The 24,781-nt window shown below is 59.5% G+C and carries 18 protein-coding genes and 3 tRNA genes; 17 read left to right on the top strand and 4 right to left on the bottom strand.

What is annotated here, in order from left to right; translation table 11 throughout:
• Nucleotides 1-428: 428 nt before the first annotated feature.
• Both lpxH and ACIPO9_RS23705 read right to left on the bottom strand, forming a co-directional pair.
• Nucleotides 429-1,187 (bottom strand): UDP-2,3-diacylglucosamine diphosphatase, encoded by a 759-nt coding sequence (lpxH, locus tag ACIPO9_RS23700; RefSeq protein WP_400609471.1) that lies wholly within the window; start codon nt 1,185-1,187, stop codon nt 429-431.
• Entirely contained in the window at nt 1,184-1,687 is a 504-nt protein-coding gene (locus ACIPO9_RS23705) for a peptidylprolyl isomerase (protein ID WP_400609473.1), read from the bottom strand. The genes lpxH and ACIPO9_RS23705 overlap by 4 nt, the downstream gene beginning before the upstream one ends.
• Nucleotides 1,688-1,960: 273 nt before the next feature.
• Between ACIPO9_RS23705 and ACIPO9_RS23710 the strand changes: the two genes are divergently transcribed.
• Entirely contained in the window at nt 1,961-3,658 is a 1,698-nt protein-coding gene (locus ACIPO9_RS23710) for a glutamine--tRNA ligase/YqeY domain fusion protein (RefSeq protein WP_400783883.1), read from the top strand.
• 10 nt (nt 3,659-3,668) lie between these two features.
• Nucleotides 3,669-5,051 carry a cysteine--tRNA ligase gene (cysS, locus tag ACIPO9_RS23715; RefSeq protein ID WP_400783884.1) on the top strand — a complete coding sequence of 461 codons (1,383 nt, stop codon included), beginning with the start codon at nt 3,669-3,671 and terminating at the stop codon, nt 5,049-5,051.
• A 223-nt stretch (nt 5,052-5,274) separates the two neighbouring features.
• On the opposite strand, the gene ACIPO9_RS23720 is transcribed toward cysS, so the two are convergent.
• Nucleotides 5,275-7,140: a sigma-54-dependent Fis family transcriptional regulator gene (locus ACIPO9_RS23720; RefSeq protein WP_400783886.1), complete on the bottom strand. Its 1,866-nt coding sequence runs from the start codon at nt 7,138-7,140 to the stop codon at nt 5,275-5,277.
• 326 nt (nt 7,141-7,466) lie between these two features.
• Here ACIPO9_RS23720 and ACIPO9_RS23725 point away from each other — a divergent pair, with 326 nt between their 5' ends.
• The 6 genes from ACIPO9_RS23725 to ACIPO9_RS23750 all read left to right on the top strand — a co-directional run bounded on the left by ACIPO9_RS23725 (nt 7,467) and on the right by ACIPO9_RS23750 (nt 13,605).
• A complete protein-coding gene (locus ACIPO9_RS23725; protein ID WP_400609481.1) occupies nt 7,467-8,561 on the top strand; it encodes an ABC transporter ATP-binding protein in 1,095 nt (364 codons plus the stop codon).
• Complete coding sequence (locus ACIPO9_RS23730; RefSeq protein ID WP_274135017.1) at nt 8,561-9,688, top strand: ABC transporter ATP-binding protein; 1,128 nt, start codon at nt 8,561-8,563, stop codon at nt 9,686-9,688. Before ACIPO9_RS23725 ends, ACIPO9_RS23730 begins: the two co-directional genes overlap by 1 nt.
• On the top strand, nt 9,681-10,547 hold the full coding sequence (locus ACIPO9_RS23735) for a carbohydrate ABC transporter permease (RefSeq protein WP_274135016.1): 867 nt from the start codon (nt 9,681-9,683) through the stop codon (nt 10,545-10,547). The genes ACIPO9_RS23730 and ACIPO9_RS23735 overlap by 8 nt, the downstream gene beginning before the upstream one ends.
• A 10-nt stretch (nt 10,548-10,557) precedes the next feature.
• Nucleotides 10,558-11,358 (top strand): carbohydrate ABC transporter permease, encoded by an 801-nt coding sequence (locus ACIPO9_RS23740; RefSeq protein ID WP_274135015.1) that lies wholly within the window; start codon nt 10,558-10,560, stop codon nt 11,356-11,358.
• 12 nt (nt 11,359-11,370) lie between these two features.
• A complete protein-coding gene (locus ACIPO9_RS23745) occupies nt 11,371-11,643 on the top strand; it encodes a DUF2160 domain-containing protein (protein WP_274135013.1) in 273 nt (90 codons plus the stop codon).
• A 156-nt stretch (nt 11,644-11,799) separates the two neighbouring features.
• A complete protein-coding gene (locus ACIPO9_RS23750; protein WP_274135012.1) occupies nt 11,800-13,605 on the top strand; it encodes an ABC transporter substrate-binding protein in 1,806 nt (601 codons plus the stop codon).
• A 361-nt stretch (nt 13,606-13,966) separates the two neighbouring features.
• Here the strand turns inward: ACIPO9_RS23750 and folD are convergent, their stop codons facing one another.
• Nucleotides 13,967-14,821, bottom strand: coding sequence for a bifunctional methylenetetrahydrofolate dehydrogenase/methenyltetrahydrofolate cyclohydrolase FolD (gene folD, locus ACIPO9_RS23755; protein WP_274135010.1), 855 nt, complete (start codon nt 14,819-14,821; stop codon nt 13,967-13,969).
• 309 nt (nt 14,822-15,130) lie between these two features.
• On the opposite strand from folD, the gene ACIPO9_RS23760 reads away from it, so the two are divergent.
• From ACIPO9_RS23760 to ACIPO9_RS23800, 9 genes are all read left to right on the top strand, one after another.
• A tRNA-Arg gene (locus ACIPO9_RS23760) sits at nt 15,131-15,207 on the top strand.
• A 40-nt stretch (nt 15,208-15,247) separates the two neighbouring features.
• A tRNA-His gene (locus tag ACIPO9_RS23765) sits at nt 15,248-15,323 on the top strand.
• A 57-nt stretch (nt 15,324-15,380) separates the two neighbouring features.
• Nucleotides 15,381-15,465, top strand: a tRNA-Leu gene (locus ACIPO9_RS23770).
• 376 nt (nt 15,466-15,841) lie between these two features.
• Nucleotides 15,842-17,152, top strand: a complete 1,311-nt coding sequence (tig, locus tag ACIPO9_RS23775; protein ID WP_400609487.1) for a trigger factor — start codon at nt 15,842-15,844, stop codon at nt 17,150-17,152.
• Between the two features lie 90 nt (nt 17,153-17,242).
• Entirely contained in the window at nt 17,243-17,884 is a 642-nt protein-coding gene (clpP, locus tag ACIPO9_RS23780) for an ATP-dependent Clp endopeptidase proteolytic subunit ClpP (protein ID WP_274135006.1), read from the top strand.
• Between the two features lie 116 nt (nt 17,885-18,000).
• Complete coding sequence (gene clpX, locus ACIPO9_RS23785; RefSeq protein WP_081568662.1) at nt 18,001-19,284, top strand: ATP-dependent Clp protease ATP-binding subunit ClpX; 1,284 nt, start codon at nt 18,001-18,003, stop codon at nt 19,282-19,284.
• A 183-nt stretch (nt 19,285-19,467) separates the two neighbouring features.
• Nucleotides 19,468-21,864, top strand: a complete 2,397-nt coding sequence (gene lon, locus ACIPO9_RS23790) for an endopeptidase La (RefSeq protein WP_274135004.1) — start codon at nt 19,468-19,470, stop codon at nt 21,862-21,864.
• A gap of 153 nt (nt 21,865-22,017) precedes the next feature.
• The gene (locus ACIPO9_RS23795; RefSeq protein ID WP_003183171.1) at nt 22,018-22,290 is read left to right on the top strand and encodes an HU family DNA-binding protein; all 273 of its coding nucleotides are present in this window, start codon (nt 22,018-22,020) and stop codon (nt 22,288-22,290) included.
• A 240-nt stretch (nt 22,291-22,530) separates the two neighbouring features.
• Nucleotides 22,531-24,405, top strand: a complete 1,875-nt coding sequence (locus ACIPO9_RS23800) for a SurA N-terminal domain-containing protein (protein WP_274135003.1) — start codon at nt 22,531-22,533, stop codon at nt 24,403-24,405.
• Nucleotides 24,406-24,781: the final 376 nt, after the last annotated feature.

Genomic DNA, 24,781 nt, shown 5'->3' on the forward strand with positions numbered 1-24,781 from the left:
CCATCGCGAGCAAGCTCACTCCTACAGGTGCTGTGGACGCCGCGGAAGGTTGGACTGGCCGTGATCACTGTAGGAGCGCGCTTGCCCGCGACGGCGGTGCCTCAGACGCATCTTTGTTGCAGGCCTGACGCTGTCGCGGGCAAGCGCGCCCCTACAGGTGCTGTGGACGCTGCGGAAGGGCGGTCTGGCCCTGGTCCGCTGTAGGAGCGCGCTTGCCCGCGACGGCGGTGTGTCAGACACATCTTTGTTGCAGGTGACGCTGTCGCGGGCAAGCGCGCTCCTACAGGTGCTGTGGAGGCTGCGGAAGGGCGGTCTGGCCCTGGTCCGCTGTAGGAGCGCGCTTGCCCCGCGACGGCGGTGTGTCAGACACATCGTTGTCGCAGGCCTGACGCTGTCGCGGGCAAGCGCGCTCCTGCAGTGACGTGTGGTCAATCGGGTGTATGTCCGATTGCCACCGGTTGCTCGGGCACAAACCCGAACGAGCCGAGTTGAAAGCCGTGCTCATCGATTTGCAACGCCCAGCCTTCGCGGTCCCAATCCCCCAATACAATTCGTTGCGCAGTGTCGTCGCCGATCTGCAGCTTGTGAATCGCCGGGCGGTGGGTGTGGCCGTGGATCAGGGTTTTCACGCCATGCTCGGACATGATCCGCGGCACTTCTTCAGGCGTGACATCCACGATGTCGTTGGCTTTCATGCGGGTCTGCGCGCGGCTTTCGCTGCGCAGCTTGCGCGCCAGCTTGTGCCGGGTGCTCAAGGGCAGGTGGCGCAGTACCCATAAAGTCAGTGGATTGCGCAGGTAACGGCGCAAACGCATGTAGGCTTCGTCGCGGGTGCACAGGCTGTCGCCGTGCATCAACAACACCGGCTCACCGTTGAACTCGACCACGCTCGGGTCTTTCAACAGGGTGACGCCTGCGGCTTTGCAAAAGGCCTTGCCGATCAGAAAATCGCGATTGCCGTGCATCAGGAACACCTGCGTGCCGCTGTCGCTCAAGGCGCGCAGGGCTTCGCAGATCGAGCGCTGGAAGGGCGACATCGCGTCATCGCCGATCCAGGCTTCGAAAAAATCCCCGAGGATATACAGCGACTGGGCGGCGCGCGCCCGGTCACTCAGCAGATCCAGAAACGCCCGGGTAATGTCCGGGCGTCCTTCTTCCAGATGCAGATCGGAGATCAGCAGTATCACTCAACGATCTCTGCTTTCTCGATGACGACGTCTTCAGCCGGTACGTCCTGGTGGCCAGCCTTGGAGGTGGTGGCAACGCCCTTGATCTTGTCGACCACGTCCGAGCCTTCGACCACTTCACCGAACACGGCGTAGCCCCAGCCCTGAACGGTCTTGCCGCTGTGGTTCAGGAAGCTGTTGTCGGCGACGTTGATGAAGAACTGCGCGGAGGCCGAATGCGGCTCCATGGTGCGGGCCATGGCAACCGAGTACTTCTTGTTCGGCAGGCCGTTGTCGGCTTCGTTCTGGATGCTTGGGCGCTTGTCTTTCTTCTCTTTCATGCCTGGCTCGAAACCGCCGCCCTGGATCATGAAGTTGCCGATGACGCGGTGGAATACGGTGTTGCTGTAGTGGCCAGCGTTAACGTACTCGATGAAGTTGGCGACAGTGATCGGCGCTTTTTCTGCGTTCAGTTGCAGGACGATGTCACCGTGGTTGGTGGAAAGTTTTACTTTGGACATGTTCAAGGTCACTCTTTTGGAATTCGTGGTTTGACGTGCCAATCGCCGCATGCAGCACAAAAAGTGCCGGCGATTTCACCCGGACGCGCAGTCTACAGAGGCTAGCGGAACAAGCAAAAGCTGCCATTGCCTGTAACACTCGCTCACCAATGGGTATCGCGCAGTGCAGTTTTCTCACAGCACGCTGTCAGGGGCTTGACAGGTTCGGCTATGATAAGCGCTTTGATTTATTCGGCCTACCCTGGCCGCGACTGTCAGGTTTTCAAGGATCCTATGAGCAAGCCCACTCAAGACGCTGCTGCCAACACCAAGGCAGGCCCTGCTATCCCTACCAACTTCCTGCGCCCGATCGTGCAGGCAGACCTGGATTCGGGCAAGCACACCAAGATCGTGACCCGTTTCCCGCCGGAGCCCAACGGCTACCTGCACATCGGTCATGCCAAGTCGATCTGCGTCAACTTTGGTCTGGCTCAGGAATTCGGCGGCGTCACGCACCTGCGTTTCGACGACACCAACCCGGCCAAGGAAGACCAGGAATACATCGACGCCATCGAAAGCGACGTCAAATGGCTGGGCTTCCAGTGGTCCGGCGAAGTGCGTTACGCGTCGCAGTATTTCGACCAGCTGTTCGACTGGGCTGTCGAGCTGATCAAGTCCGGCAAGGCCTACGTTGACGACCTGACCCCGGAACAGGCCCGCGAATACCGCGGCACCCTGACCGAGCCTGGCAAGAACAGCCCGTTCCGTGACCGTTCGGTCGAGGAAAACCTGGACCTGTTCAACCGCATGAAGGCCGGCGAGTTCGAAGACGGCGCCCGCGTACTGCGCGCCAAGATCGACATGGCCTCGCCGAACATGAACCTGCGCGACCCGATCCTGTACCGCATTCGCCACGCCCATCACCACCAGACCGGCGACAAGTGGTGCATCTACCCGATCTACGACTTCACCCACGGTCAGTCGGACGCCATCGAAGGCATCACCCACTCGATCTGCACCCTGGAATTCGAAAGCCACCGTCCGCTGTACGACTGGTTCCTCGATAACCTGCCGGTGCCGTGCAAGCCGCGCCAGTACGAGTTCTCGCGCCTGAACCTGAACTACACCATCACCAGCAAGCGCAAGCTCAAGCAACTGGTCGATGAAAAGCACGTCAACGGCTGGGACGATCCGCGCATGTCGACGCTGTCGGGCTTCCGCCGTCGCGGCTACACCCCGGCCTCGATCCGCAACTTCTGCGAAATGATCGGCACCAACCGTTCCGACGGCGTGGTCGATTTCGGCATGCTCGAGTTCAGCATCCGTCAGGACCTGGACGCCAACGCCCCGCGCGCCATGTGCGTGCTGCGCCCGCTCAAGGTAGTGATCACCAACTACCCCGAAGACAAGGTCGACCACCTCGAACTGCCGCGTCATCCGCAGCACGAGCAACTGGGCGTGCGCAAGCTGCCGTTCTCCCGTGAAATCTACATCGACCGCGATGACTTCATGGAAGAGCCGCCAAAAGGCTACAAGCGTCTGGAGCCGGGTGGCGAAGTGCGCCTGCGTGGCAGCTACGTGATCCGTGCCGACGAAGCGATCAAAGACGCCGACGGCAATATCGTCGAATTGCGCTGCTCCTATGACCCGGACACCCTGGGCAAGAACCCTGAAGGCCGCAAGGTCAAGGGCGTTGTGCACTGGGTCCCGGCTGCTGAAAGCATCGAATGCGAAGTGCGTCTGTATGACCGCCTGTTCCTCTCCGCGAACCCGGAGAAGGCAGAAGAGGGCAAGACCTTCCTGGACAACATCAACCCGGGGTCCTTGCAGGTCCTGACCGGTTGTCGGGCCGAACCGTCGTTGGCTGAAGCTGCGCCGGAAGACCGTTTCCAGTTCGAACGCGAAGGTTATTTCTGCGCGGACATCAAGGACTCGAAACCAGGTCGCCCGGTGTTCAACCGGACTGTGACGCTCCGCGATTCGTGGAGCTAAGGTAAGTAACGTGCTCTCTATCTACAACACGCTCACCAAGAGCAAAGAAACCTTCAAGCCGCTGGATGGCAACAAGGTGCGCATGTACGTCTGCGGCATGACCGTGTACGACTACTGCCACCTGGGCCATGGCCGTAGCATGGTGGCCTTCGATCTGGTCACCCGATGGCTGCGTTTCAGCGGCTACGACCTGACCTACGTGCGCAACATCACCGACATCGACGACAAGATCATCAATCGCGCCCGTGAAAACGGCGAAGCGTTCGATACCTTGACCGCGCGCATGATCGACGCGATGCACGAGGACGAAGCGCGCCTGAACATCCTCAAGCCGGACCTTGAGCCGCGTGCCACGGATCACATTCCTGGCATGCTGAGCATGATCCAGACCCTGATCGACAAGGGCTTCGCCTACGCGCCGGGCAATGGAGACGTGTATTACCGCGTCGCCAGGTTCATGGGCTACGGCAAGCTGTCGCGCAAGAAGATCGAAGATTTGCGCATCGGTGCGCGGATCGAGGTCGACGAAGCGAAAGAGGATCCGCTGGATTTCGTGCTGTGGAAAGGCGTCAAGCCGGGCGAGCCGAGCTGGGAATCGCCGTGGGGCGCTGGCCGTCCGGGCTGGCACATCGAGTGCTCGGTGATGTCCACCTGCTGCCTGGGCGAGACCTTCGACATTCATGGTGGCGGTTCCGACCTGGAATTCCCTCACCACGAAAACGAAATCGCCCAGAGCGAGGCGGCCACCGGCAAGACCTACGCCAATGCCTGGATGCATTGCGGCATGATTCGCATCAATGGCGAGAAGATGTCCAAGTCCTTGAACAACTTCTTCACCATCCGCGACGTGCTGGCTAAGTACCATCCGGAAGTGGTGCGTTACCTGCTTGTGTCGAGCCACTACCGCAGCGCAATCAACTATTCCGAAGACAGCCTGAAAGAGTCCAAGGGCGCGCTGGAGCGTTTCTACCACGCACTCAAAGGCCTGCCGTTGTCCGAGCCGGTTGGCGGCGAAGCTTACGTCGAGCGGTTCTCGGCGGCGATGGACGATGACTTCGGCACGCCCGAAGCCTGTGCGGTGCTGTTCGAGATGGTCCGTGAGATCAACCGCCTGCGTGACAGCGATGTCGAGGCAGCGGCGGGGCTGGCGGCGCGCTTGAAGCAACTGGCCAGCGTGCTGGGTGTGTTGCAGCTCGAAGCCGATGACTTCTTGCGTGCTGGTGCCGAAGGTCGTGTGGATGCGGCAGAAGTGGAAGCGCTGATCGCGGCGCGTCTGCAGGCCCGCACCGACAAGAACTGGGCCGAATCGGACCGCATCCGCGACCAGCTCACCGCCATGGGCGTGGTGCTGGAAGACAGCAAGGGCGCAACGACCTGGCGGTTGGCGGATTGATCGCTAGCGCCTGATCTATCGCTATCGCGAGCAAGCTCACTCCTACAGGTTCAATGCGACCCCCTGTAGGAGTGAGCTTGCTCGCGATGACGGTGTATCAGATGCACCTATATCGCAGGCCTGACGCCATCGCGGGCAAGCGCGCTCCTACAAGTGATCGCGTTCAAACTGTAGGAGCGCGCTTGCCCGCGATGGCGTCGGCTCTGGCAACGCAGATCCACAATCAGAAACCCTGTTCGCGCAGCCGCTTGTACAAGGTATTGCGACTCACCCCCAGCCTCTTGGCCAACTGCGAAATATTCCCCCCGGCCGCCTGCAACAGCTCGTTCAACTCTTCCGGCGTATCCAGAACAGCCTTGCGATTGAAGGCCATCTCCGGTTCGCTGCCCGCACTTTCCATCTCCAGATCCGCAAGCTCCAGATCGGCAAAGAAGTCCTCCGGCAGATGCTCGGTGGCAATCGGCAAATCATCCGCCAGCGCCAGCGCCACTTGAATCACGTTGCTCAACTGCCTCAGGTTCCCCGGCCATGGATGACGCTCGAACAGCGCCAGCACTCCAGGCTCGAAGCCGGCGTTCTGCTGCGGCTCACGGTGTTGCTCCCAGATCGCCCGCACCAACTGCGCCTTGTCCGTGCGTTCGCGCAGCGGTGGCAATTCCAGGTTCAAGCCGCTGATGCGGTAGTACAAATCCTGACGAAACAGCCCGCTCTGCACCTGTTCGCGCAACGAGCAGTGCGTGGCGGAGATGACCCGGATATCCACCGGATACTGCTCGCTGCTGCCCAATGGCTGCACGCAACGCTCTTGCAGCACCCGCAGCAGACGCGCCTGAACTGCAAGCGGCATGTCGCCGATTTCGTCGAGGAACAGCGTGCCTTTGTCGGCCTTTCGGATCAGGCCGACGCTGCCCTTATGATGGGCGCCGGTGAACGCTCCCTTTTCGTAGCCGAACAATTCGGCTTCCACCAGCTCCGACGGGATCGCCGCGCAGTTCACCGCGATCAGCGGCTGCTCGGCCCGTGAGCTGGCCTGGTGCAGAGTCTTGACGAACACCTCCTTGCCGGCGCCGGTCTCGCCAAGAATCAACAGCGGGACGTTCTTCTCCAACAGCCGCTGGGCCTGACGCGCAGCCTTGGCCACTTTCTCATCGCCGAAGCTCAGGGCGGCTAGACCTTGGGTGTCCGCAACCTCTGCCTTGGCAGGCGTCGGCACGCTGCGCAGCTTGAGCACCGGCGCTTTCGGCCGCCGCAACAGGCCGTGGAAACGGTTATGCCCGGCGGCCTGTAGCGCGAAGGGCTGGCCTTCCTGCTGGTCGAGCAAATGGGCAATCGGCGCCTTGAACAGGTCCTCGATATTTGCTCGCAGCAGGCTCACGCCCAACAGATTGTCGGCGCGGCGGTTGGCACACAGGATGCGCCCGCTCTCGTCAAACACGAGTAAACCGGCCCACTGGCTGTCGAGGTTGTTCAGGCCCGTGTTGAAGGTCAACTGGAAATAGCCGTGCTGGAACTGGTCGAGGATCAGCCGGTTCTCGATGGTCTGGCTCATCATCTTGACCATCCCCAAGGTGTGGGACGGCGGCAGGAAGCTGTCACTGGACACATCGAGCACCGCGATCATCCGCCGTGAGGCATCGAAGATCGGCGCTGCCGAGCCGGTCATGAAGCGGTTGGCCTTCAGGAAGTGTTCATCGTGCTCAATGTGAACAGCTTGTTCGCAGGCCAGCGCCGTGCCGATGGCATTGGTGCCCACCCCTTGCTCCAGCCAACTGGCCCCGGCGACGAAGCCACGTTGCTGATCGGGTTCGACGAAGCGCTTGGTGCCCCAGGAATTGAGCACCTGGCCTTGCTGGTCGGCCAGCAGGATCAGGCAGTTGGAGTTGCTCAGGATGTTCTCGTAGAACGGCAGGACCTGCTGGTGGGTGGTCTGCACCAGCGAGTGGTGGCGCGCCAGCAGTTGGGAGACCTGCTGTTCAGGCAGTCGGTCGAACGCCGGCCGGGACTGATGATCCAGGCCGAATTCGCGGCAGCGGGCCCAGGAGTCCCGAATGATGGTGTCGTGAGCGGTGGATGCGCCTGTAGCGGCCATGGTCGAGCTCCGTCCTGTTGCTTTTATTGTTTTTGGGGTACGGCTGGGGCCAAGCATCCGTGCTCGAAGCGTTCACCCATTGTTGTTCAGATGTGTTCAAAGTCAATGTTCATTTTGTTCAGGTGTTCAGTCTTTCCTGTTCACTTATGTTCATCAACGAATATGTCCTGACTCGCCGGTTTGTCTCGATCGCTCTAGTTGGCGGGTTGTGGCGCAGGGTTCGCAAGCGAAGGCCGGTTGGCACGATTGTCGCTATCCAACAAACGGTCGCTGAACATTACGACCAACTGCAACACCCCGAACAAGACAAATAAAAAGGGCACGCCATGTCTCTCACGCTTGAGCACGTCAGCCGAGCCGTCGACGGTCAGAACTGGATCATTGATGCGTCGCTTAGCTTTGAACCCGGCTCATTCAACGTATTGCTGGGGCGCACCTTATCAGGCAAGACCAGCCTGATGCGCTTGATGGCCGGTCTGGACAAGCCAGACAGCGGCCGAGTACTGATGAATGGCAAAGATGTCACCCAGGTAGCGGTGCGCCATCGCAACGTCTCCATGGTTTACCAGCAGTTCATCAACTACCCGAGCATGACCGTTTTCGACAACATCGCCTCGCCGCTGCGCCAGGCCAAGATGTCCAAAGACGAAATCGACAGCCGTGTGCGGGAAACCGCGAAGATGCTGCGTATCGAGAAATTCCTCAGCCGCTACCCCCTCGAACTCTCCGGCGGCCAGCAGCAGCGCACGGCCATGGCCCGGGCGCTGGTCAAGGACGCCGAGCTGATCCTGTTCGACGAGCCGCTGGTCAACCTCGACTACAAATTGCGTGAAGAGCTGCGCCAGGAAATGCGTCAGCTGTTCGAGACCCGCAACACCATCGCGGTCTACGCCACCACCGAGCCCAACGAGGCATTGGCCCTAGGCGGGACCACGACGATTCTTCACGAGGGCCGGCTGATCCAGAGCGGCAGGACCCCCGAGGTCTATCACCAGCCGAAAACCGTGCTGGCCGCCGAGCTGTTCTCCGAGCCGCCGATCAACCTGATGCCGGGCCGCATCGACGGCAATGAAGTGAGCTTCGCCAACTTCGTGCATTTCCCGCTCAACGTCGATTTGCGCAACATCGGCGACGGTGAGTACAAGTTCGGCGTTCGCCCCAGCCACCTGAGCCTGGTGCCGTCCAATGACGACGATCTGGAACTGGCGGTGACCGTGGAGCTGGCGGAAATCAGCGGCTCGGAAACCTTTTTGCACGTGCGCAACGAGCATTTCTCGCTGGTGCTGCACCTGCCGGGCGTCCACGAATACGACGTCGATACGCCGATTCGCGTGTACATCCCCACTCACAAACTGTTCGTATTCGATCAGCAGGGCGGCCTTATCCAGGCGCCGGGCCTGCGCATGGCGAGGGTTGCCTGATGGCCGAGATCCGCTTGCAACAACTCGCGCACAGCTACAGCGCCAACCCCGCAGGGCCTGAAGACTATGCCATTCGCGAGATGACCCACATCTGGGAGCAGGGCGGGGCCTATGCCTTGCTCGGCCCGTCCGGCTGCGGCAAGTCGACCCTGCTCAACATCATTTCCGGCCTGCTCAGCCCGTCCGAAGGCAAGGTGATGTTCGACACCACGGTGGTCAACGACATGTCGCCGGAGCAGCGCAACATCGCCCAGGTGTTCCAGTTCCCGGTGGTCTACGACACCATGACGGTGTACGACAACCTCGCTTTTCCCCTGCGAAATCAGGGCATGGCCGAAGCGAAGATTCAGGCCAAGGTGCAGGAAATTGCCGACGTACTGGACCTGCAACCGCTGCTGAAAAAGAAAGCCAAGGGCCTCACCGCCGACGAGAAACAAAAGGTCTCCATGGGCCGCGGGCTGGTGCGCGATGACGTTTCGGCGATCCTGTTCGACGAACCGCTGACCGTGATCGACCCGCACCTGAAGTGGAAACTGCGGCGCAAGCTCAAGCAGATCCACGAGCAATTTAACATCACCATGGTCTACGTCACCCACGATCAACTGGAGGCTTCGACCTTCGCCGACAAGATCGCGGTGATGTACGGCGGCCAGATCGTACAGTTCGGCACCCCGCGCGAGCTGTTCGAAAAACCCCATCACACTTTTGTCGGCTACTTCATCGGCAGTCCGGGGATGAACCTGATCGAGGTCAAGCCCGAGGCAGGCGGTGTGGGCTTCGGCGGCATTCACCTGCCGCTGTCGCAAGCCTTGCAGCAACGTCTGGCTGAAACCAGATGGACCACGCTGAAAGTCGGCATCCGGCCCGAGTTCGTGCACGTCTGGGACGGTCCGTTCGACGATGCCATGTGCGCCGACGTGACCTACGTCGAGGACCTGGGCACCTACAAGATTCTTACCCTGAACCTGGCTGGCCAGTCATTGAAAGTCCGCCTGCAGGAAGACAAGCCGGTGCCGCAAGGCCAGGCCTGGATCAGCTTCCCGGCCCAGTGGCTGATGCTCTACGCCGATGAATTTCTGCTGGAAGCCGCCGAGCACGTGCCGGCCAGCGAGGTGCCCCATGAGTAAGGTGCAGAACAACAAGGCCTGGTGGCTGGTGCTGCCGGTGTTCCTGCTGGTGGCGTTCAGCGCCATCATCCCGATGATGACCGTGGTCAACTATTCGGTGCAGGACATTTTCGATCAGTCCAGCCGCTACTTCGTCGGCGCTGACTGGTTCAAGCAGGTGCTGCAGGACCCGCGTCTGCACGACTCGCTGCTGCGTCAGTTCATCTATTCGGCGTGCGTGCTGCTGATCGAGATCCCGCTGGGTATCGCCATCGCCCTGACCATGCCGACCAAGGGCCGCTGGTCCTCGGTGTGCCTGATCGTGATGACCATTCCGCTGCTGATCCCCTTCAACGTGGTCGGCACCATCTGGCAGATCTTCGGCCGTGGCGACATCGGCCTGCTGGGCTGGTTTCTCAACAACGTGCTGCACATCAGCTACAACTACGCGGCTAATGCCTCGGATGCCTGGGTGACGGTGCTGATCATCGACGTCTGGCACTGGACCTCACTGGTGGCGCTGCTGTGCTACTCGGGCCTGCGTGCCATTCCGGATGTGTACTACCAGGCGGCGCGTATTGATCGGGCCTCCAACTGGGCGGTTTTCCGACACATCCAGTTGCCGAAGATGAAGAGCGTGCTGCTGATCGCCGTCATGCTGCGCTTCATGGACAGCTTCATGATCTACACCGAGCCGTTCGTGCTCACTGGTGGCGGACCGGGCAACTCCACGACCTTCCTCAGCCAGACCCTGACCACCATGGCGCTGGGGCAATTCGACCTGGGCCCGGCGGCGGCATTCTCGCTGGTGTACTTCCTGATCATTCTGTTGGTGTCGTGGGTGTTCTACACCGCCATGACCCACGGCGAAAAAGACTGAGGAGCGGCCCATGAATCTTCGTAAAGTCGTGCCGTTGTGGATCTACCTGCTGTTCCTGCTGGTGCCGATCTACTGGCTGGTGAACATGTCCTTCAAGACAAACACCGAAATCCTCGGCGGTCTGACGCTGTTTCCGCAGGACTTCACACTCGCGAACTACAAGGTGATCTTCACCGACGAGAGCTGGTACAGCGGCTACATCAACTCGCTGTACTACGTTTGCCTGAATACCCTGATATCGCTGAGCGTGGCGCTGCCTGCCGCTTATGCGTTTTCACGCTATCGTTTCCTCGGTGACAAGCACCTGTTCTTCTGGCTGCTGACCAACCGCATGGCGCCACCTGCGGTGTTCCTGCTGCCGTTTTTCCAGTTGTACTCGTCCATCGGCCTGTTCGACACCCACATTGCCGTCGCGTTGGCGCACTGCCTGTTCAACGTGCCATTGGCGGTGTGGATTCTGGAAGGCTTCATGTCCGGTGTTCCGAAGGAGATCGACGAAACGGCCTACATCGACGGGTATAGCTTTCCCAAGTTCTTCGGGAAGATTTTCATCCCGCTGATCGGTTCGGGAATCGGTGTGACGGCGTTTTTCTGCTTCATGTTCTCGTGGGTCGAACTGTTGCTGGCGCGGACCCTGACGTCGGTCAACGCCAAGCCGATTGCGGCGGTGATGACCCGCACGGTGTCGGCATCGGGGATCGACTGGGGCGTGCTGGCGGCAGCGGGGGTGTTGACCATCCTGCCGGGCATGCTGGTGATCTGGTTCGTTCGCAATCACGTGGTCAAGGGTTTTGCCCTTGGTCGTGTCTGAGGAGTCGAAAAAATGGAGTGGATGTCCTGGACACTGCCGACCGCAATCTTCTTCGGTTCCATCGCTGCCATCCTGGTGGCGATGACCGTCTGGGAGCTGCGCTCGGCGAGCATCGAACGTCGCGGTTTCCTGCCGATTGCCACCACCCGTGGCGACCGGCTGTTCATCGGTCTTCTCGGCAGCGCCTACCTGCATCTGCTGGTCATTGGCGCGACCGACTGGAGCATCTGGGTCGCCTCGGGGCTGTCCCTGGTCTGGCTGTTGGTGGTGATGCGTTGGGGTTGAAAGGAAATGAATGAACACTTGTAGGAGCGCGCTTGCCCGCGAATGCGGTGTGTCAGTCGACATATTGTTCGCAGGCAGATCGCATTCGCGGGCAAGCGCGCTCCTACAACGCAAAGGCAAAGCGGGAATACATAAGAATCAACACTGGAGGTGTCTATGTTCAATAAGAAAAACAAGCTGCGACATAGTGTGACGGTAGCGACGATGGTAATGCTCAGCGGCTTGAGCGTGTCGGCCTGGGCGGATCAGTACGAAGACGCGGCCAAGAAGTGGGCGGCCAGCGAGTTCAAGCCGACGACCCTGTCCGACGCTGACCAGCTCAAGGAACTGGAGTGGTTCATCAAGGCCGCCGAGCCGTTCCGTGGCATGGACATCAAGGTGGTTTCCGAAACCTTGACCACCCACGAATACGAGTCGAAAACCCTGGCCAAGGCCTTCACCGAGATCACCGGCATCAAAGTGACCCACGACCTGCTGCAGGAAGGTGACGTCATCGAGAAGCTGCAAACCGCGATGCAGTCGGACAAGAGCATCTACGACGGCTGGGTCAACGACTCCGACCTTATCGGTACTCATTTCCGCTACGGCAAGGCGCTGTCTCTGACAGACCTGATGGCAAGCCCGGAAGGCGCGAAAGTCACTTCTCCTACATTGGATATCAAGGACTTCATCGGCACCTCCTTCACCACCTCGCCTGAGGTGAAGGACGCGTCGGGCAAGGTCATCACCCCGGCCAAGCTGTACCAGCTGCCTGACCAGCAGTTCGCCAACCTGTACTGGTTCCGCGCCGACTGGTTCGAGCGTGCTGACCTCAAAGAGAAGTTCAAGGCCAAGTACGGCTACGAGTTGGGCGTTCCGGTGAACTGGTCGGCCTATGAAGACATCGCCAAATTCTTCAGCGAAGACGTGAAGGAAATCGATGGCAAGAAAGTCTATGGCCACATGGACTACGGCAAGAAAGACCCGTCCCTGGGCTGGCGCTTCACCGACGCCTGGTTCTCCATGGCCGGTAGCGGCGACAAGGGCCTGCCCAACGGTTTGCCAGTGGACGAGTGGGGCATCCGCGTGGAGGCCTGTCATCCAGTCGGCTCCAGCATCACCCGCGGCGGCGACACCAACGGCCCGGCTGCTGTCTACGCGACTCAGAAGTACATCGACTGGCTGAAGGCCTACGCGCCACCGGAAGCGGCGGGCATGACCTTCTCCGAGTCCGGTCCGGTGCCTTCGCAGGGTAACGTTGCGCAACAGATTTTCTGGTACACCGCATTCACCGCTGACATGACCAAACCTGGCCTGCCGGTAATGAATGCCGATGGCACGCCGAAATGGCGGATGGCGCCGTCGCCGAAAGGCCCGTACTGGAAAGAAGGCATGAAGCTGGGCTACCAGGACGTGGGTTCGTGGACCTTCCTCAAGTCTTCCGACGAGAAAAAACGTCTGGCGGCCTGGCTCTATGCCCAGTTCGTGACGTCCAAGTCAGTGTCGCTGAAGAAAACCATCGTCGGCCTGACGCCGATTCGCGAGTCGGACATCAACTCCAAGGAGATGACCGCCCTGGCGCCGAAACTCGGTGGTCTGGTGGAGTTCTACCGCAGCCCGGCCCGCGTGCAGTGGTCGCCGACCGGCACCAACGTTCCGGACTACCCGAAACTGGCGCAGCTGTGGTGGAGCCACGTGGCTGAGGCGGTCACCGGCGAGAAATCCGCGCAAGCGGCGCTGGACGGCCTGGCCAAGGATCAGGACGCGATCATGACCCGGATCGAGCGCTCCAAGGTTCAGGATGCGAGCGGTTGCGCACCGAAGATGAACCCGGAAACCTCGGCTGAAGAGTGGTACACCAAGGCCGAGAAGAGCAACGGCGCCTTCCTGGCACCACAACGCAAACTGGCCAACGAGAAACCGAAGGGCGAAACCATCGCCTACGCGGACCTGTTGAAGAGCTGGGAAGCTGCGAAGAAGTAACCTGTGATGGCATAAAAAACGGCACCTTCGGGTGCCGTTTTTTTATGCGTCGATACCACGTGCCACTCCGGCCCTGTAGGAGCGCGCTTGCCCGCGATCGCGGTGGCATATCCTGAATCACGTTTGGCTGACCCACCGCAATCGCGGGCAGCGCGCTCCTACGTAGGATAAGTACGCCGCAGATCATTCGGCTGGGACAAATCGTTGTAGGAGCGCGCTTGCCCGCGACGGCGTCGTGTCAGTCGGCATTGGGGTGACTGATCACCCGCAATCGCGAGCAAGCTCACTCCTACAGGGGCGAGTTACGACTCAAAAAAAACGGCACCCGAAGGTGCCGTTTTTCATTGCCGTGCCGGTTCGATCAACCGTGCAGCGTTTCCGCCGCATACAAGGTGTTCTCCAGCAGGCACGCACGGGTCATCGGGCCGACGCCACCCGGAACCGGCGTGATCCAGCCGGCGCGGGGCAGGGCGGTCTCGTAGACCACGTCGCCTACCAGCTTGCCGTCGTCCTGGCGGTTGATGCCCACGTCGATGACGATGGCGCCTTCCTTGATCCACTCGCCCTTGACCAGTCCAGGCTTGCCGGCGGCGACCACCACCAGGTCCGCACGGCCGACGTGGCCGGCCAGATCCTGGGTGAAGCGATGGGTCACGGTCACGGTGCAACCGGCCAGCAGCAACTCCATGGCCATTGGACGACCGACGATGTTGGACGCACCCACCACCACCGCATCCTTGCCATACAGATCGACGCCGGTGCTTTCCAGCAGGGTCATGATGCCTTTCGGGGTGCAGGGACGCAGCAGCGGAATGCGCTGGGCCAGGCGGCCGACGTTATAAGGGTGGAAACCGTCGACGTCCTTGTCAGGACGAATCCGCTCCAACAGCGGCGAGGAATCCAGGTGTTCGGGCAGTGGCAATTGCAGCAGGATGCCGTCGATGGCCGGATCGTCGTTCAGACGGTCAATCAGATCGGTTAGTTCTGTCTGGGTGGTTTCGCTGGGCAGGTCGTAGGCTTGCGAAATGAAGCCGACCTCTTCGCAGTCTTTGCGTTTGTGCGAGACGTAAACCTGAGAGGCGGGGTCGCTGCCGACCAGAATCACCGCAAGCCCGGGCGTGCGCAGCCCTTGTTCGCGACGCTCGGCGACTCGTTGGGCGATCTGCTGGCGCAGGTTGGCTGCGATCGCTTTACCGTCTATTAGTTTTGCAGTCATTACGCGTGATTAACCATCGGAAGGGAGGGAAAAAGAGCGCGCATTCTCGCATGACCTGACGCATGGGCAAAGGCGGTTGGTCTGCTTAATAAGCTAAGCCCTTTAATTAACTGAATTTTTTTTAAAAAAGTGTTGACGACCTTCAGGGTCGTCTATAAGATTCGTCGCACTTGTCGGGCACAACCCCACACAGGACAAGCCGCTAGCGGTGAGTCAGGTCGAAAGGTTGATTAAGTCAGGTAGAGTTCAGATCTGCTCAGCGTGATTGAAGACTCTTTATTTGTAGTCGAAAGAGTACAAATAAACCAAGCGCCCGTAGCTCAGCTGGATAGAGCATCCGCCTTCTAAGCGGATGGTCGCAGGTTCGAGTCCTGCCGGGTGCGCCAATCAGGCAGCTTTGGCACAAGTAGGTTACAACGCAATATGGTGGGCGTAGCTCAGTTGGTAGAGCACAGGATTGTGACTCCTGTTGTCGTGGGTTCGATCCCCATCGTCCACCCCATATTCGAAAAGGCGCCAGATGCATAATCTGGCGCCTTTGCTTTAAGCGCTTCAAAACGCGGACGTGGTGGAATTGGTAGACACACTGGATTTAGGTTCCAGCGCCGCGAGGCGTAAGAGTTCGAGTCTCTTCGTCCGCACCAGCTACAAACCTTGAGAAGAGCCAAATGCCTTCCCAAGGCTCGAAAAGCCGCCTTAGTGCGGCTTTTTTTGTTTCAGCGTATTGGTTTCATGCCGATTCCCGCCGCTATCCCGGTCGGCGGCGGGCGTAGGCACAGTGTTTCCAGGGACTGGATCGATATTCGGTCGTGCCTCGCTTCCTTTATATAGAGGGTGCGCAAGGTGCGTTCCAGACCGCTTGCGACGCTGCAAGTCTTCGTCCTTTCGTTCCTGGCAGCATTGCCCTGTATTTACCCTCTTTGAGTAGGGTGACTTCTTGAGTTTGACCCACTAGAATGCTTGCCCTTGATTCTAGGGTCGGACAACGGCCGGCTAACGTCTGTGCAACGAGGAATATCCATGCAAGTTTCTGTTGAAAACACTACTGCTCTCGAGCGCCGCATGAGCATCACCGTGCCGGCTGAGCGTATCGAAAGCCAGGTCAACAAGCGTCTGCAGCAGACTGCCCAGAAGGCCAAGATCCCAGGCTTCCGCCCAGGCAAAGTGCCAATGAGCGTGATCCGTCAGCGTTACGAAGCTGACGCTCGTCAGGAAGCGGTAGGCGATGTCATCCAGTCTTCCTTCTACGAAGCCGTAGTCGAGCAGAAGCTGAACCCGGCTGGCGCACCTTCCGTCGAGCCAAAAACCATCGAGAAAGGCAAGGACCTCGAGTACGTCGCTACTTTCGAAGTGTTCCCTGAATTCTCCGTTGCCGGTTTCGAGTCCATTTCCGTCGAGCGCCTGTCCGCTGACGTCGCCGACTCGGACCTGGACAACATGCTGGAAATCCTGCGCAAGCAGAACGTTCGTTTCGAAGCCGCCGACCGCGCTGCTGCAAATGAAGACCAGCTGAACATCGACTTCGTCGGCAAGATCGACGGCGAAGCCTTCGCTGGCGGCTCGGCTACTGGCACTCAACTGGTACTGGGCTCGGGCCGCATGATCCCTGGCTTCGAAGACGGCCTGGTTGGCGCCAAGGCTGGTGAAGAGCGCGTTCTGAACCTGACCTTCCCAGAGGACTATCAGAACCTGGAACTGGCTGGCAAGACCGCCGAGTTCACCGTCACCGTCAACACCGTGTCGGCACCGACCCTGCCTGAGCTGAACGAAGCGTTCTTCAACCAGTTCGGCATCAAGGAAGCGACCCTGGAAGGTTTCCGCACCGAAGTTCGCAAGAACATGGAGCGCGAGCTGCGTCAGGCCATCAAGTCCAAGGTCAAGAACCAGGTAATGGACGGCCTGCTGGCTGCCAACCCGATCGAAGTGCCAAAAGCCCTGCTGGAAAACGAAGTGAACCGTCTGCGCGTTCAGGCCGTTCAACAGTTCGGTGGCAACATCAAGCCTGATCAACTGCCGGCCGAGCTGTTCGAAGAACAAGCCAAGCGTCGCGTCGAGCTGGGCCTGATCGTCGCTGAAGTGGTCAAGCAGTTCGACCTCAAGCCTGACGAAGCTCGCGTTCGCGAACTGATCCAGGAAATGGCTTCCGCCTACCAGGAGCCAGAGCAGGTCGTGGCCTGGTACTACAAAAACGAACAGCAGATGAACGAAGTGCGTTCGGTTGTGCTGGAAGAGCAAGTTGTGGATACTGTTTTGCAGAAAGCGAGCGTGACCGACAAAGCGGTCTCGTACGAAGAAGCAGTCAAGCCGGTAGAAGCTCCAAAAGCCGACTGATTTCCTCTCTCGTTCGAAAACACCATAAGCCAGCCTTCGTGCTGGCTTATGCGTATTCAAGACATGACTATTTGGGAGTGAATGCGAGACATGTCCCGCAATTCTTATATTCAGCAGAACTCTGACATCCAGGCCGCTGGCGGCCTGGTCCCGATGGTTATCGAGCAGTCCGCCCGTGGCGAACGCGCCTATGACATCTACTCCCGCCTGCTCAAGGAACGCGTGATCTTCCTGGTAGGTCCGGTTGAAGACTACATGGCCAACCTGATCTCGGCGCAATTGCTGTTCCTGGAAGCCGAGAACCCGGACAAGGATATCCATCTCTACATCAACTCCCCAGGTGGTTCGGTGACCGCTGGCATGGCGATCTACGACACCATGCAGTTCATCAAGCCCGACGTGTCGACCACCGTCATGGGGCAGGCCTGCAGCATGGGCGCGTTCCTGCTGGCAGGTGGTGCGAAGGGCAAGCGTTTTGCCCTGCCCAATTCCCGCGTGATGATTCACCAGCCACTGGGCGGTTTCCAGGGCCAGGCGTCGGACATCGACATTCACGCCAAGGAAATTCTGTACATTCGCCAGCGCCTGAACGAACTGCTGGCGCACCACACCGGTCAATCGCTTGAAGCCATCGAGCGTGACACCAACCGCGACAACTTCATGAGCGCCGAGCGCGCTGCTGAATACGGTCTGGTGGACTCGGTGCTCGACAAGCGTCAAATGATCAAATGATTGCTTGATAGGCAGTAAATCCCGGGTGGCGTGCACGTGCGTGCCACCTGCGGACTTGAAAAAGCCCGCAATTGCCTTCATCTTGTGTTGCAAGCCTACCGGATTGGATCGATCGAATGACTGACACCCGCAACGGCGAGGACAACGGCAAACTGCTTTATTGCTCCTTCTGCGGCAAAAGCCAGCATGAAGTGCGCAAATTGATTGCCGGCCCCTCGGTATTTATCTGTGACGAGTGCGTCGACCTGTGCAATGACATCATCCGCGAGGAGGTGCAGGAAGCACAGGCAGAAAGCAGCGCGCATAAATTGCCATCGCCTAAAGAAATCAGCGGCATCCTTGACCAGTACGTCATCGGTCAGGAGCGTGCCAAGAAGGTTCTCGCAGTAGCGGTGTACAACCACTACAAGCGCCTGAACCAGCGCGACAAGAAAAATGACGACGTTGAACTGGGCAAGAGCAACATCCTCCTGATCGGGCCTACCGGCTCGGGCAAGACCCTGCTCGCGGAAACGCTGGCACGTTTGCTCAACGTACCGTTCACCATCGCCGACGCCACCACCCTGACCGAAGCCGGTTATGTGGGTGAGGACGTGGAAAACATCATCCAGAAGCTGTTGCAGAAATGCGATTACGATGTCGAGAAGGCCCAGATGGGTATTGTCTACATCGACGAAATCGACAAGATTTCGCGCAAATCCGACAACCCTTCGATTACCCGCGACGTGTCCGGCGAAGGCGTGCAACAGGCCTTGCTGAAACTGATCGAGGGTACCGTGGCTTCGGTTCCGCCCCAGGGCGGTCGCAAGCACCCACAGCAGGAATTCCTGCAAGTGGACACGCGCAACATCCTGTTCATCTGCGGCGGTGCGTTCTCGGGCCTTGAAAAGGTCATCCAGAACCGCTCCACCAAAGGCGGCATCGGTTTCAACGCCGAAGTGCGCAGCAAGGAAGAGGGCAAGAAGGTTGGCGAATCCCTGCGTGAAGTCGAGCCTGACGATCTGGTCAAGTTCGGTCTGATCCCGGAATTCGTGGGCCGTCTGCCAGTACTGGCAACGCTCGACGAGCTGGACGAAGCTGCGCTGATGCAGATTCTGACCGAGCCGAAGAACGCGCTGACCAAGCAGTACGCCAAGTTGTTCGAAATGGAAGGCGTGGACCTTGAGTTCCGCACCGATGCGCTGAAATCGGTTGCCCGTCGCGCGCTGGAGCGCAAGACCGGTGCCCGTGGCCTGCGTTCCATCCTCGAGGGCGTGTTGCTCGACACCATGTATGAAATCCCGTCGCAGACCGACGTGAGCAAAGTGGTGATCGACGAAAGCGTGATCGAAGGGACTTCCAAGCCGCTGTTGATCTACGAAAACAGCGAGCCACCTGCCAAGGCGGCTCCCGACGCGTAACCCTCTGGGCTGCGCACCGGGCGACTGGAACAGAAAAGGGGCCCTCGGGCCCCTTTTTGCATTTGGGCCTCTCTTTCTCATTAACTAAAAGCGAAGCTTGTTTTTTTGGGGCAGTGCCCCCATCTTGGTTTTCAGCTTATTTCTATCTGTCCATGGCCTTATGGCCGCCGTAGAGGCGAAATCATGAAGACGACCATTGAATTGCCTCTTTTGCCATTGCGTGATGTCGTGGTGTATCCGCATATGGTTATCCCACTGTTCGTGGGGCGCGAGAAGTCCATCGAGGCCCTTGAGGCCGCGATGACCGGCGACAAGCAGATCCTGCTTCTGGCGCAAAGAAACCCCGCAGACGATGATCCCGGTGAGGACGCTCTTTATAGCGTGGGTACCGTTGCAACCGTATTGCAGCTGCTGAAACTGCCGGATGGCACCGTCAAGGTGCTGGTCGAAGGCGAGCAGCGTGGTTCCGTCGAGCGCTTCATGGAAGTGGACGGCCACTGCCGTGCCGAAGTAGCGCTGATCGACGAAGCCGATGCCCCTGACCGCGAATCCGAAGTGTTCGTGCGCAGCCTGCTGGCGCAGTTCGAACAATATGTACAGCTGGGCAAGAAGGTCCCGGCTGAAGTCCTGTCCTCGCTGAACAGCATCGATGAGCCTGGGCGTCTGGTCGACACCATGGCCGCGCACATGGCGCTGAAGATCGAGCAGAAGCAGGAAATCCTCGAGATCATCGATCTGCCAGCCCGTGTCGAGCACGTACTGGCGCTGCTGGATGCCGAAATCGACCTGCTGCAGGTGGAGAAGCGCATCCGTGGTCGCGTGAAGAAACAAATGGAGCGCAGCCAGCGCGAGTACTACCTGAATGAGCAGATGAAGGCCATTCAGAAAGAACTCGGCGACAGCGACGAAGGCCATAACGAAATCGAAGAGCTGAAAAAGCGCATCGATGCCGCTGGCCTGCCTAAGGACGCCATGACCAAGGCCACTGCCGAGCTGAACAAGCTCAAGCAGATGTCGCCAATGTCTGCCGAGGCGACCGTGGTGCGCTCGTACATCGACTGGCTGGTCCAGGTGCCGTGGAAGGCCCAGAGCAAGGTACGTCTGGACCTGGCGCGCGCCGAAGACATCCTCGATGCCGACCACTACGGTCTGGAAGAAGTCAAAGAGCGGATCCTCGAATACCTTGCCGTGCAGAAGCGCGTGAAGAAGATTCGTGGCCCTGTGCTGTGCCTGGTCGGTCCTCCTGGTGTGGGTAAAACCTCGCTGGCCGAGTCGATTGCCCACGCCACCAACCGCAAATTCGTACGCATGGCCCTGGGCGGCGTGCGTGACGAGGCTGAAATCCGTGGTCACCGTCGTACCTACATCGGTTCGATGCCAGGTCGCCTGATCCAGAAAATGACCAAGGTGGGCGTACGCAACCCGCTGTTCCTGCTCGATGAAATCGACAAGATGGGCAGCGACATGCGCGGCGATCCGGCCTCGGCACTCCTTGAGGTGCTCGACCCCGAGCAGAACCACAACTTCAATGATCACTATCTGGAAGTCGACTACGACCTGTCCGATGTGATGTTCCTCTGCACCGCCAACTCGATGAACATTCCGGCGGCCCTCCTGGACCGTATGGAAGTGATCCGTCTGCCGGGCTACACCGAAGACGAGAAGATCAACATCGCCACCAAGTACCTCTCGCCCAAGCAGATCGCTGCCAACGGCCTGAAGAAAGGTGAAATCGAGTTCGAAGAAGAGGCCATACGCGACATTATCCGGTACTACACGCGTGAAGCGGGTGTGCGTAGCCTGGAGCGTCAGATTGCCAAGGTCTGCCGCAAGGCGGTCAAGGAGCACGCCGGCGAGAAGCGTTTCACCGTCGTGGTCACGGCCGCGATGCTGGAAAATTTCCTGGGCGTGCGCAAATTCCGCTACGGCCTGGCCGAACAGCAGGACCAGATCGGTCAGGTGACGGGCCTTGCGTGGACTCAGGTGGGTGGCGAATTGCTGACCATCGAAGCCGCCGTGGTACCGGGCAAGGGCCAGTTGATCAAGACCGGTTCCCTGGGTGACGTGATGGTCGAATCCATCACCGCCGCGTTGACCGTGGTGCGCAGCCGCGCCAAGAGCCTGGGCATTCCCCTGGACTTCCACGAGAAGCGCGACACCCACATCCATATGCCGGAAGGGGCAACGCCCAAAGACGGCCCCAGCGCGGGCGTAGGCATGTGCACGGCGCTGGTATCGGCGCTGACACAGATCCCGGTACGCGCCGATGTGGCAATGACCGGCGAAATTACCCTGCGCGGGCAAGTTCTGGCGATCGGCGGTTTGAAGGAAAAACTGCTGGCGGCTCACCGCGGCGGAATTAAAACGGTGATCATTCCGGAAGAAAACGTACGTGATCTGAAGGAAATCCCCGACAATATCAAGGCCGACCTGCAAATCAAACCTGTTAAATGGATTGACGAAGTCCTGCAAATTGCGCTGCAATACGCGCCGGAGCCCTTGCCGGATGTGGCTCCGGAGATGGTTGCAAAGGATGAAAAACGCGAGTCTGACTCTAAGGAAAGAATTAGCACGCATTAGTCTGGGGGGCTTCCTTGACAGCTTTTTAGAGCCCTTGTTATAAAGCGGCTCTTTGAAGCCCATGCAGTCAATGCAGCGGGGCCACACAGCGTTCGTTTAGTGACATCAAAAAACTTAGAAAATATACTCAATATAGATATAAGGGGACTTAGAGTGAACAAGTCGGAACTGATTGATGCTATCGCCGCATCCGCTGACATCCCGAAAGCTGCTGCTGGCCGTGCGCTGGACGCAGTAATCGAATCCGTCACTGGCGCTCTTAAGGCTGGCGACTCTGTTGTACTGGTTGGTTTCGGCACTTTCTCCGTAACTGATCGTCCTGCCCGTACTGGCCGCAACCCGCAGACCGGCAAGACTCTGGAAATCCCAGCGGCCAAGAAGCCAGGCTTCAAAGCCGGTAAAGCTCTGAAAGAAGCGGTCAACTAAGTTTCTTTTTTACCTTTGCCCAGCCAGGACAGCGTTACCTCTGTCCTGGTCGCGAAGCGGCAAGTGCGGTTGGTCAAGCGCTGGCCTGTCACCCCAGGGGACGCACATTCGAACCCTGTCCGCTTAGCACGTTACGGGAAGGCGCATCCTCGGATGCGCCTTTCTTCTATCCGGAATACACCCACGCTCCGCTCCGTGTGTCGCAGCTTGGTGAGTTGAGTACAACCCTCTGGGGGACGCATGCTGCAGAATATCAGGGACAATTCACAAGGCTGGATTGCCAAGACCATCATCGGCGTTGTCATGGCGCTGATGGCACTGACCGGCTTCGATGCCATTTTCAGGGCCACCAGCCACAGCCAGGATGCCGCCAAGGTCAATGGTGATGAAATCACCCAGACCGAACTGGGCCAGGCCGTAGAGATGCAACGCCGCCAGCTCATGCAACAGCTGGGCAAGGATTTCGATCCTGCCATGCTCAACGAGAAGATGCTGCGCGACTCGGCCCTCAAGGGCCTGATCGATCGCAAGCTGCTGCTGCAAGGCGCAGCCGACGCCAAGTTCAGCTTCTCGGAAGCCGCGCTGGACCAGCAGATCCTGCTCACGCCTGAATTCCAGGTCGACGGCAAGTTCAACGCCGACCGTTTCGACCAGGTGGTTCGTCAGCTCGGTTACAGCCGGATGCAATTTCGCCAGATCCTCGGTCAGGAAATGCTGATCGGCCAGATCCGTGCGGGCATTGCCGGCAGTGCCTTCATTACCGATGCCCAGGTTGATGCGTTCGCCCGTCTGGAAAAACAGACCCGCGACTTCGCCACCCTGACGCTGCCTGCCGATCCGTCCAACGTGAAAGTCACCGACGACGAAATCAAGGCCCACTACGATCAGCACGCCAAGGAATTCCTGAGCCCTGAGCAAGTGGTGCTGGACTACATCGAACTGAAGAAATCCTCGTTCTTCGACAAGGTTTCGGTGAAGGATGCAGACCTGCAAGCCGCTTACCAGAAGGAAATCGCCAACCTGGCCGAGCAGCGTCGCGCTGCGCACATCCTGATCGAAGTCAACGACAAGACCACCGATGCCCAGGCCAAGGCGAAGATCGAAGAGATCCAGCAGCGCCTGGCCAAGGGCGAAGACTTCGCGGCGCTGGCCAAGGAGTTCTCCCAGGATCCGGGTTCGTCCGCCAAGGGCGGTGACCTGGGCTACGCAGGCAAGGGCGTTTACGACCCGGCCTTCGAAGACGCGCTGTATGCGTTGAACAAGGACCAGGTATCGACCCCGGTCAAGAGCCAGTTCGGCTGGCACCTGATCAAGCTGCTGGGCGTCGAGGCACCGGTGGTTCCGACCTTCGCCAGTCTGAAAGACAAGCTGACCCACGACCTCAAGTCGCAGCAGGTCGAGCAGAGCTACGTGGACGCAAGCAAGAAACTGCAGGACGCCGCATATGAAGCCTCCGACCTGGCTCAGCCTGCCCAGGACCTGGGCCTGAAGGTGCAGACCACCCCGGCGTTCGGTCGTGAAGGCGGCGAAGGCATCGCGGCCAACCGTGCCGTGATCCAGGCGGCGTTCAGCCCGGAAGTGATGGAAGAGGGCTCCAACAGCTCGGCCATCGAGCTGGATCCTGAAACCACCATCGTGGTGCGCGTCAAAGAGCATCGCCAGCCTGAGCAATTGCCTCTGGAAGCGGTCTCTGATGCGATTCGTGCGCAACTGACCAAGGACCATGCAAGCGAGGCCATCAAGGCCAAGGGCGACACGCTGCTGGCTGGTCTGCGCGATGGCAAGGTGCCGTACACCGCCACCCAGCAGGAAGGTCAGAACTGGAAAGTCGTGGAAGCGGCATCGCGCGGCCAGGAGGGTGTCGACCCTCAGGTGCTGCAGGCGCTGTTCCGCATGACCAAGCCGCAAGGCAAGGACAAACCGGTCTACGGCAGCCTCACCGCCGCCGACGGCAGCTTCGTGATCGTGCGCCTCAACGGCGTGAATCAGGCAGCTCCGGCGACCGACGCCGAGAAGACGCAGTACCGTCGCTTCCTCGCCTCCCGCGAGGGCCGTCAGGACTTCGAATCGTTCCAGGCGCAGCTGCAATCGGCAGCGAAGATCGAGAAATACTGATCCTCGCAACACGCTGAAACAAAAAGCCCCGGCTCGAAAGAGTCGGGGCTTTTTTGTTGTGTGGCGTTTATTACGTAGCAGCACGGCTTGCTGGCGGGGGCGATCATGAGGACGCCGTCGCGGGCAAGCGCGCTCCTACAGGTAACAGCCCGTAGCCGTCCGGCCTGCCGGCGAAGGCACTCGGTCGGGTAACGCAGTGTCGTTTGCCCCGACGCTTTCGCGGGCGAGCCCGCTCCCAAACAAAAAGCCCCGGCTCGTGAGAGTCGGGGCTTCTTTTGGCAGCACGCTATCGCTGTAGGAGCGCGCTTGCCCGCGATGACGTCGTGTCAGGCACCACCAAGGTCACTGGCCGATGGCTGTCGCGGGCAAGCGCGCT

The sequence above is a fragment of the Pseudomonas sp. NPDC090203 genome (assembly GCF_044746765.1).
GTDB classification, from domain to species: Bacteria; Pseudomonadota; Gammaproteobacteria; order Pseudomonadales; family Pseudomonadaceae; genus Aquipseudomonas; species Aquipseudomonas putida_AD.

Coding starts and splice junctions, on each gene's coding strand:
- clpX (WP_081568662.1), top strand. CDS start 18,001: ATGACTGACACCCGCAACGGCGAGGACAACGGCAAACTGCTTTATTGC.
- ACIPO9_RS23705 (WP_400609473.1), bottom strand. CDS start 1,687: ATGTCCAAAGTAAAACTTTCCACCAACCACGGTGACATCGTCCTGCAA.
- ACIPO9_RS23730 (WP_274135017.1), top strand. CDS start 8,561: ATGGCCGAGATCCGCTTGCAACAACTCGCGCACAGCTACAGCGCCAAC.
- ACIPO9_RS23710 (WP_400783883.1), top strand. CDS start 1,961: ATGAGCAAGCCCACTCAAGACGCTGCTGCCAACACCAAGGCAGGCCCT.
- clpP (WP_274135006.1), top strand. CDS start 17,243: ATGTCCCGCAATTCTTATATTCAGCAGAACTCTGACATCCAGGCCGCT.
- folD (WP_274135010.1), bottom strand. CDS start 14,821: ATGACTGCAAAACTAATAGACGGTAAAGCGATCGCAGCCAACCTGCGC.
- ACIPO9_RS23720 (WP_400783886.1), bottom strand. CDS start 7,140: ATGGCCGCTACAGGCGCATCCACCGCTCACGACACCATCATTCGGGAC.
- ACIPO9_RS23735 (WP_274135016.1), top strand. CDS start 9,681: ATGAGTAAGGTGCAGAACAACAAGGCCTGGTGGCTGGTGCTGCCGGTG.
- ACIPO9_RS23745 (WP_274135013.1), top strand. CDS start 11,371: ATGGAGTGGATGTCCTGGACACTGCCGACCGCAATCTTCTTCGGTTCC.
- ACIPO9_RS23740 (WP_274135015.1), top strand. CDS start 10,558: ATGAATCTTCGTAAAGTCGTGCCGTTGTGGATCTACCTGCTGTTCCTG.
- ACIPO9_RS23800 (WP_274135003.1), top strand. CDS start 22,531: ATGCTGCAGAATATCAGGGACAATTCACAAGGCTGGATTGCCAAGACC.
- ACIPO9_RS23750 (WP_274135012.1), top strand. CDS start 11,800: ATGTTCAATAAGAAAAACAAGCTGCGACATAGTGTGACGGTAGCGACG.
- lon (WP_274135004.1), top strand. CDS start 19,468: ATGAAGACGACCATTGAATTGCCTCTTTTGCCATTGCGTGATGTCGTG.
- tig (WP_400609487.1), top strand. CDS start 15,842: ATGCAAGTTTCTGTTGAAAACACTACTGCTCTCGAGCGCCGCATGAGC.
- ACIPO9_RS23725 (WP_400609481.1), top strand. CDS start 7,467: ATGTCTCTCACGCTTGAGCACGTCAGCCGAGCCGTCGACGGTCAGAAC.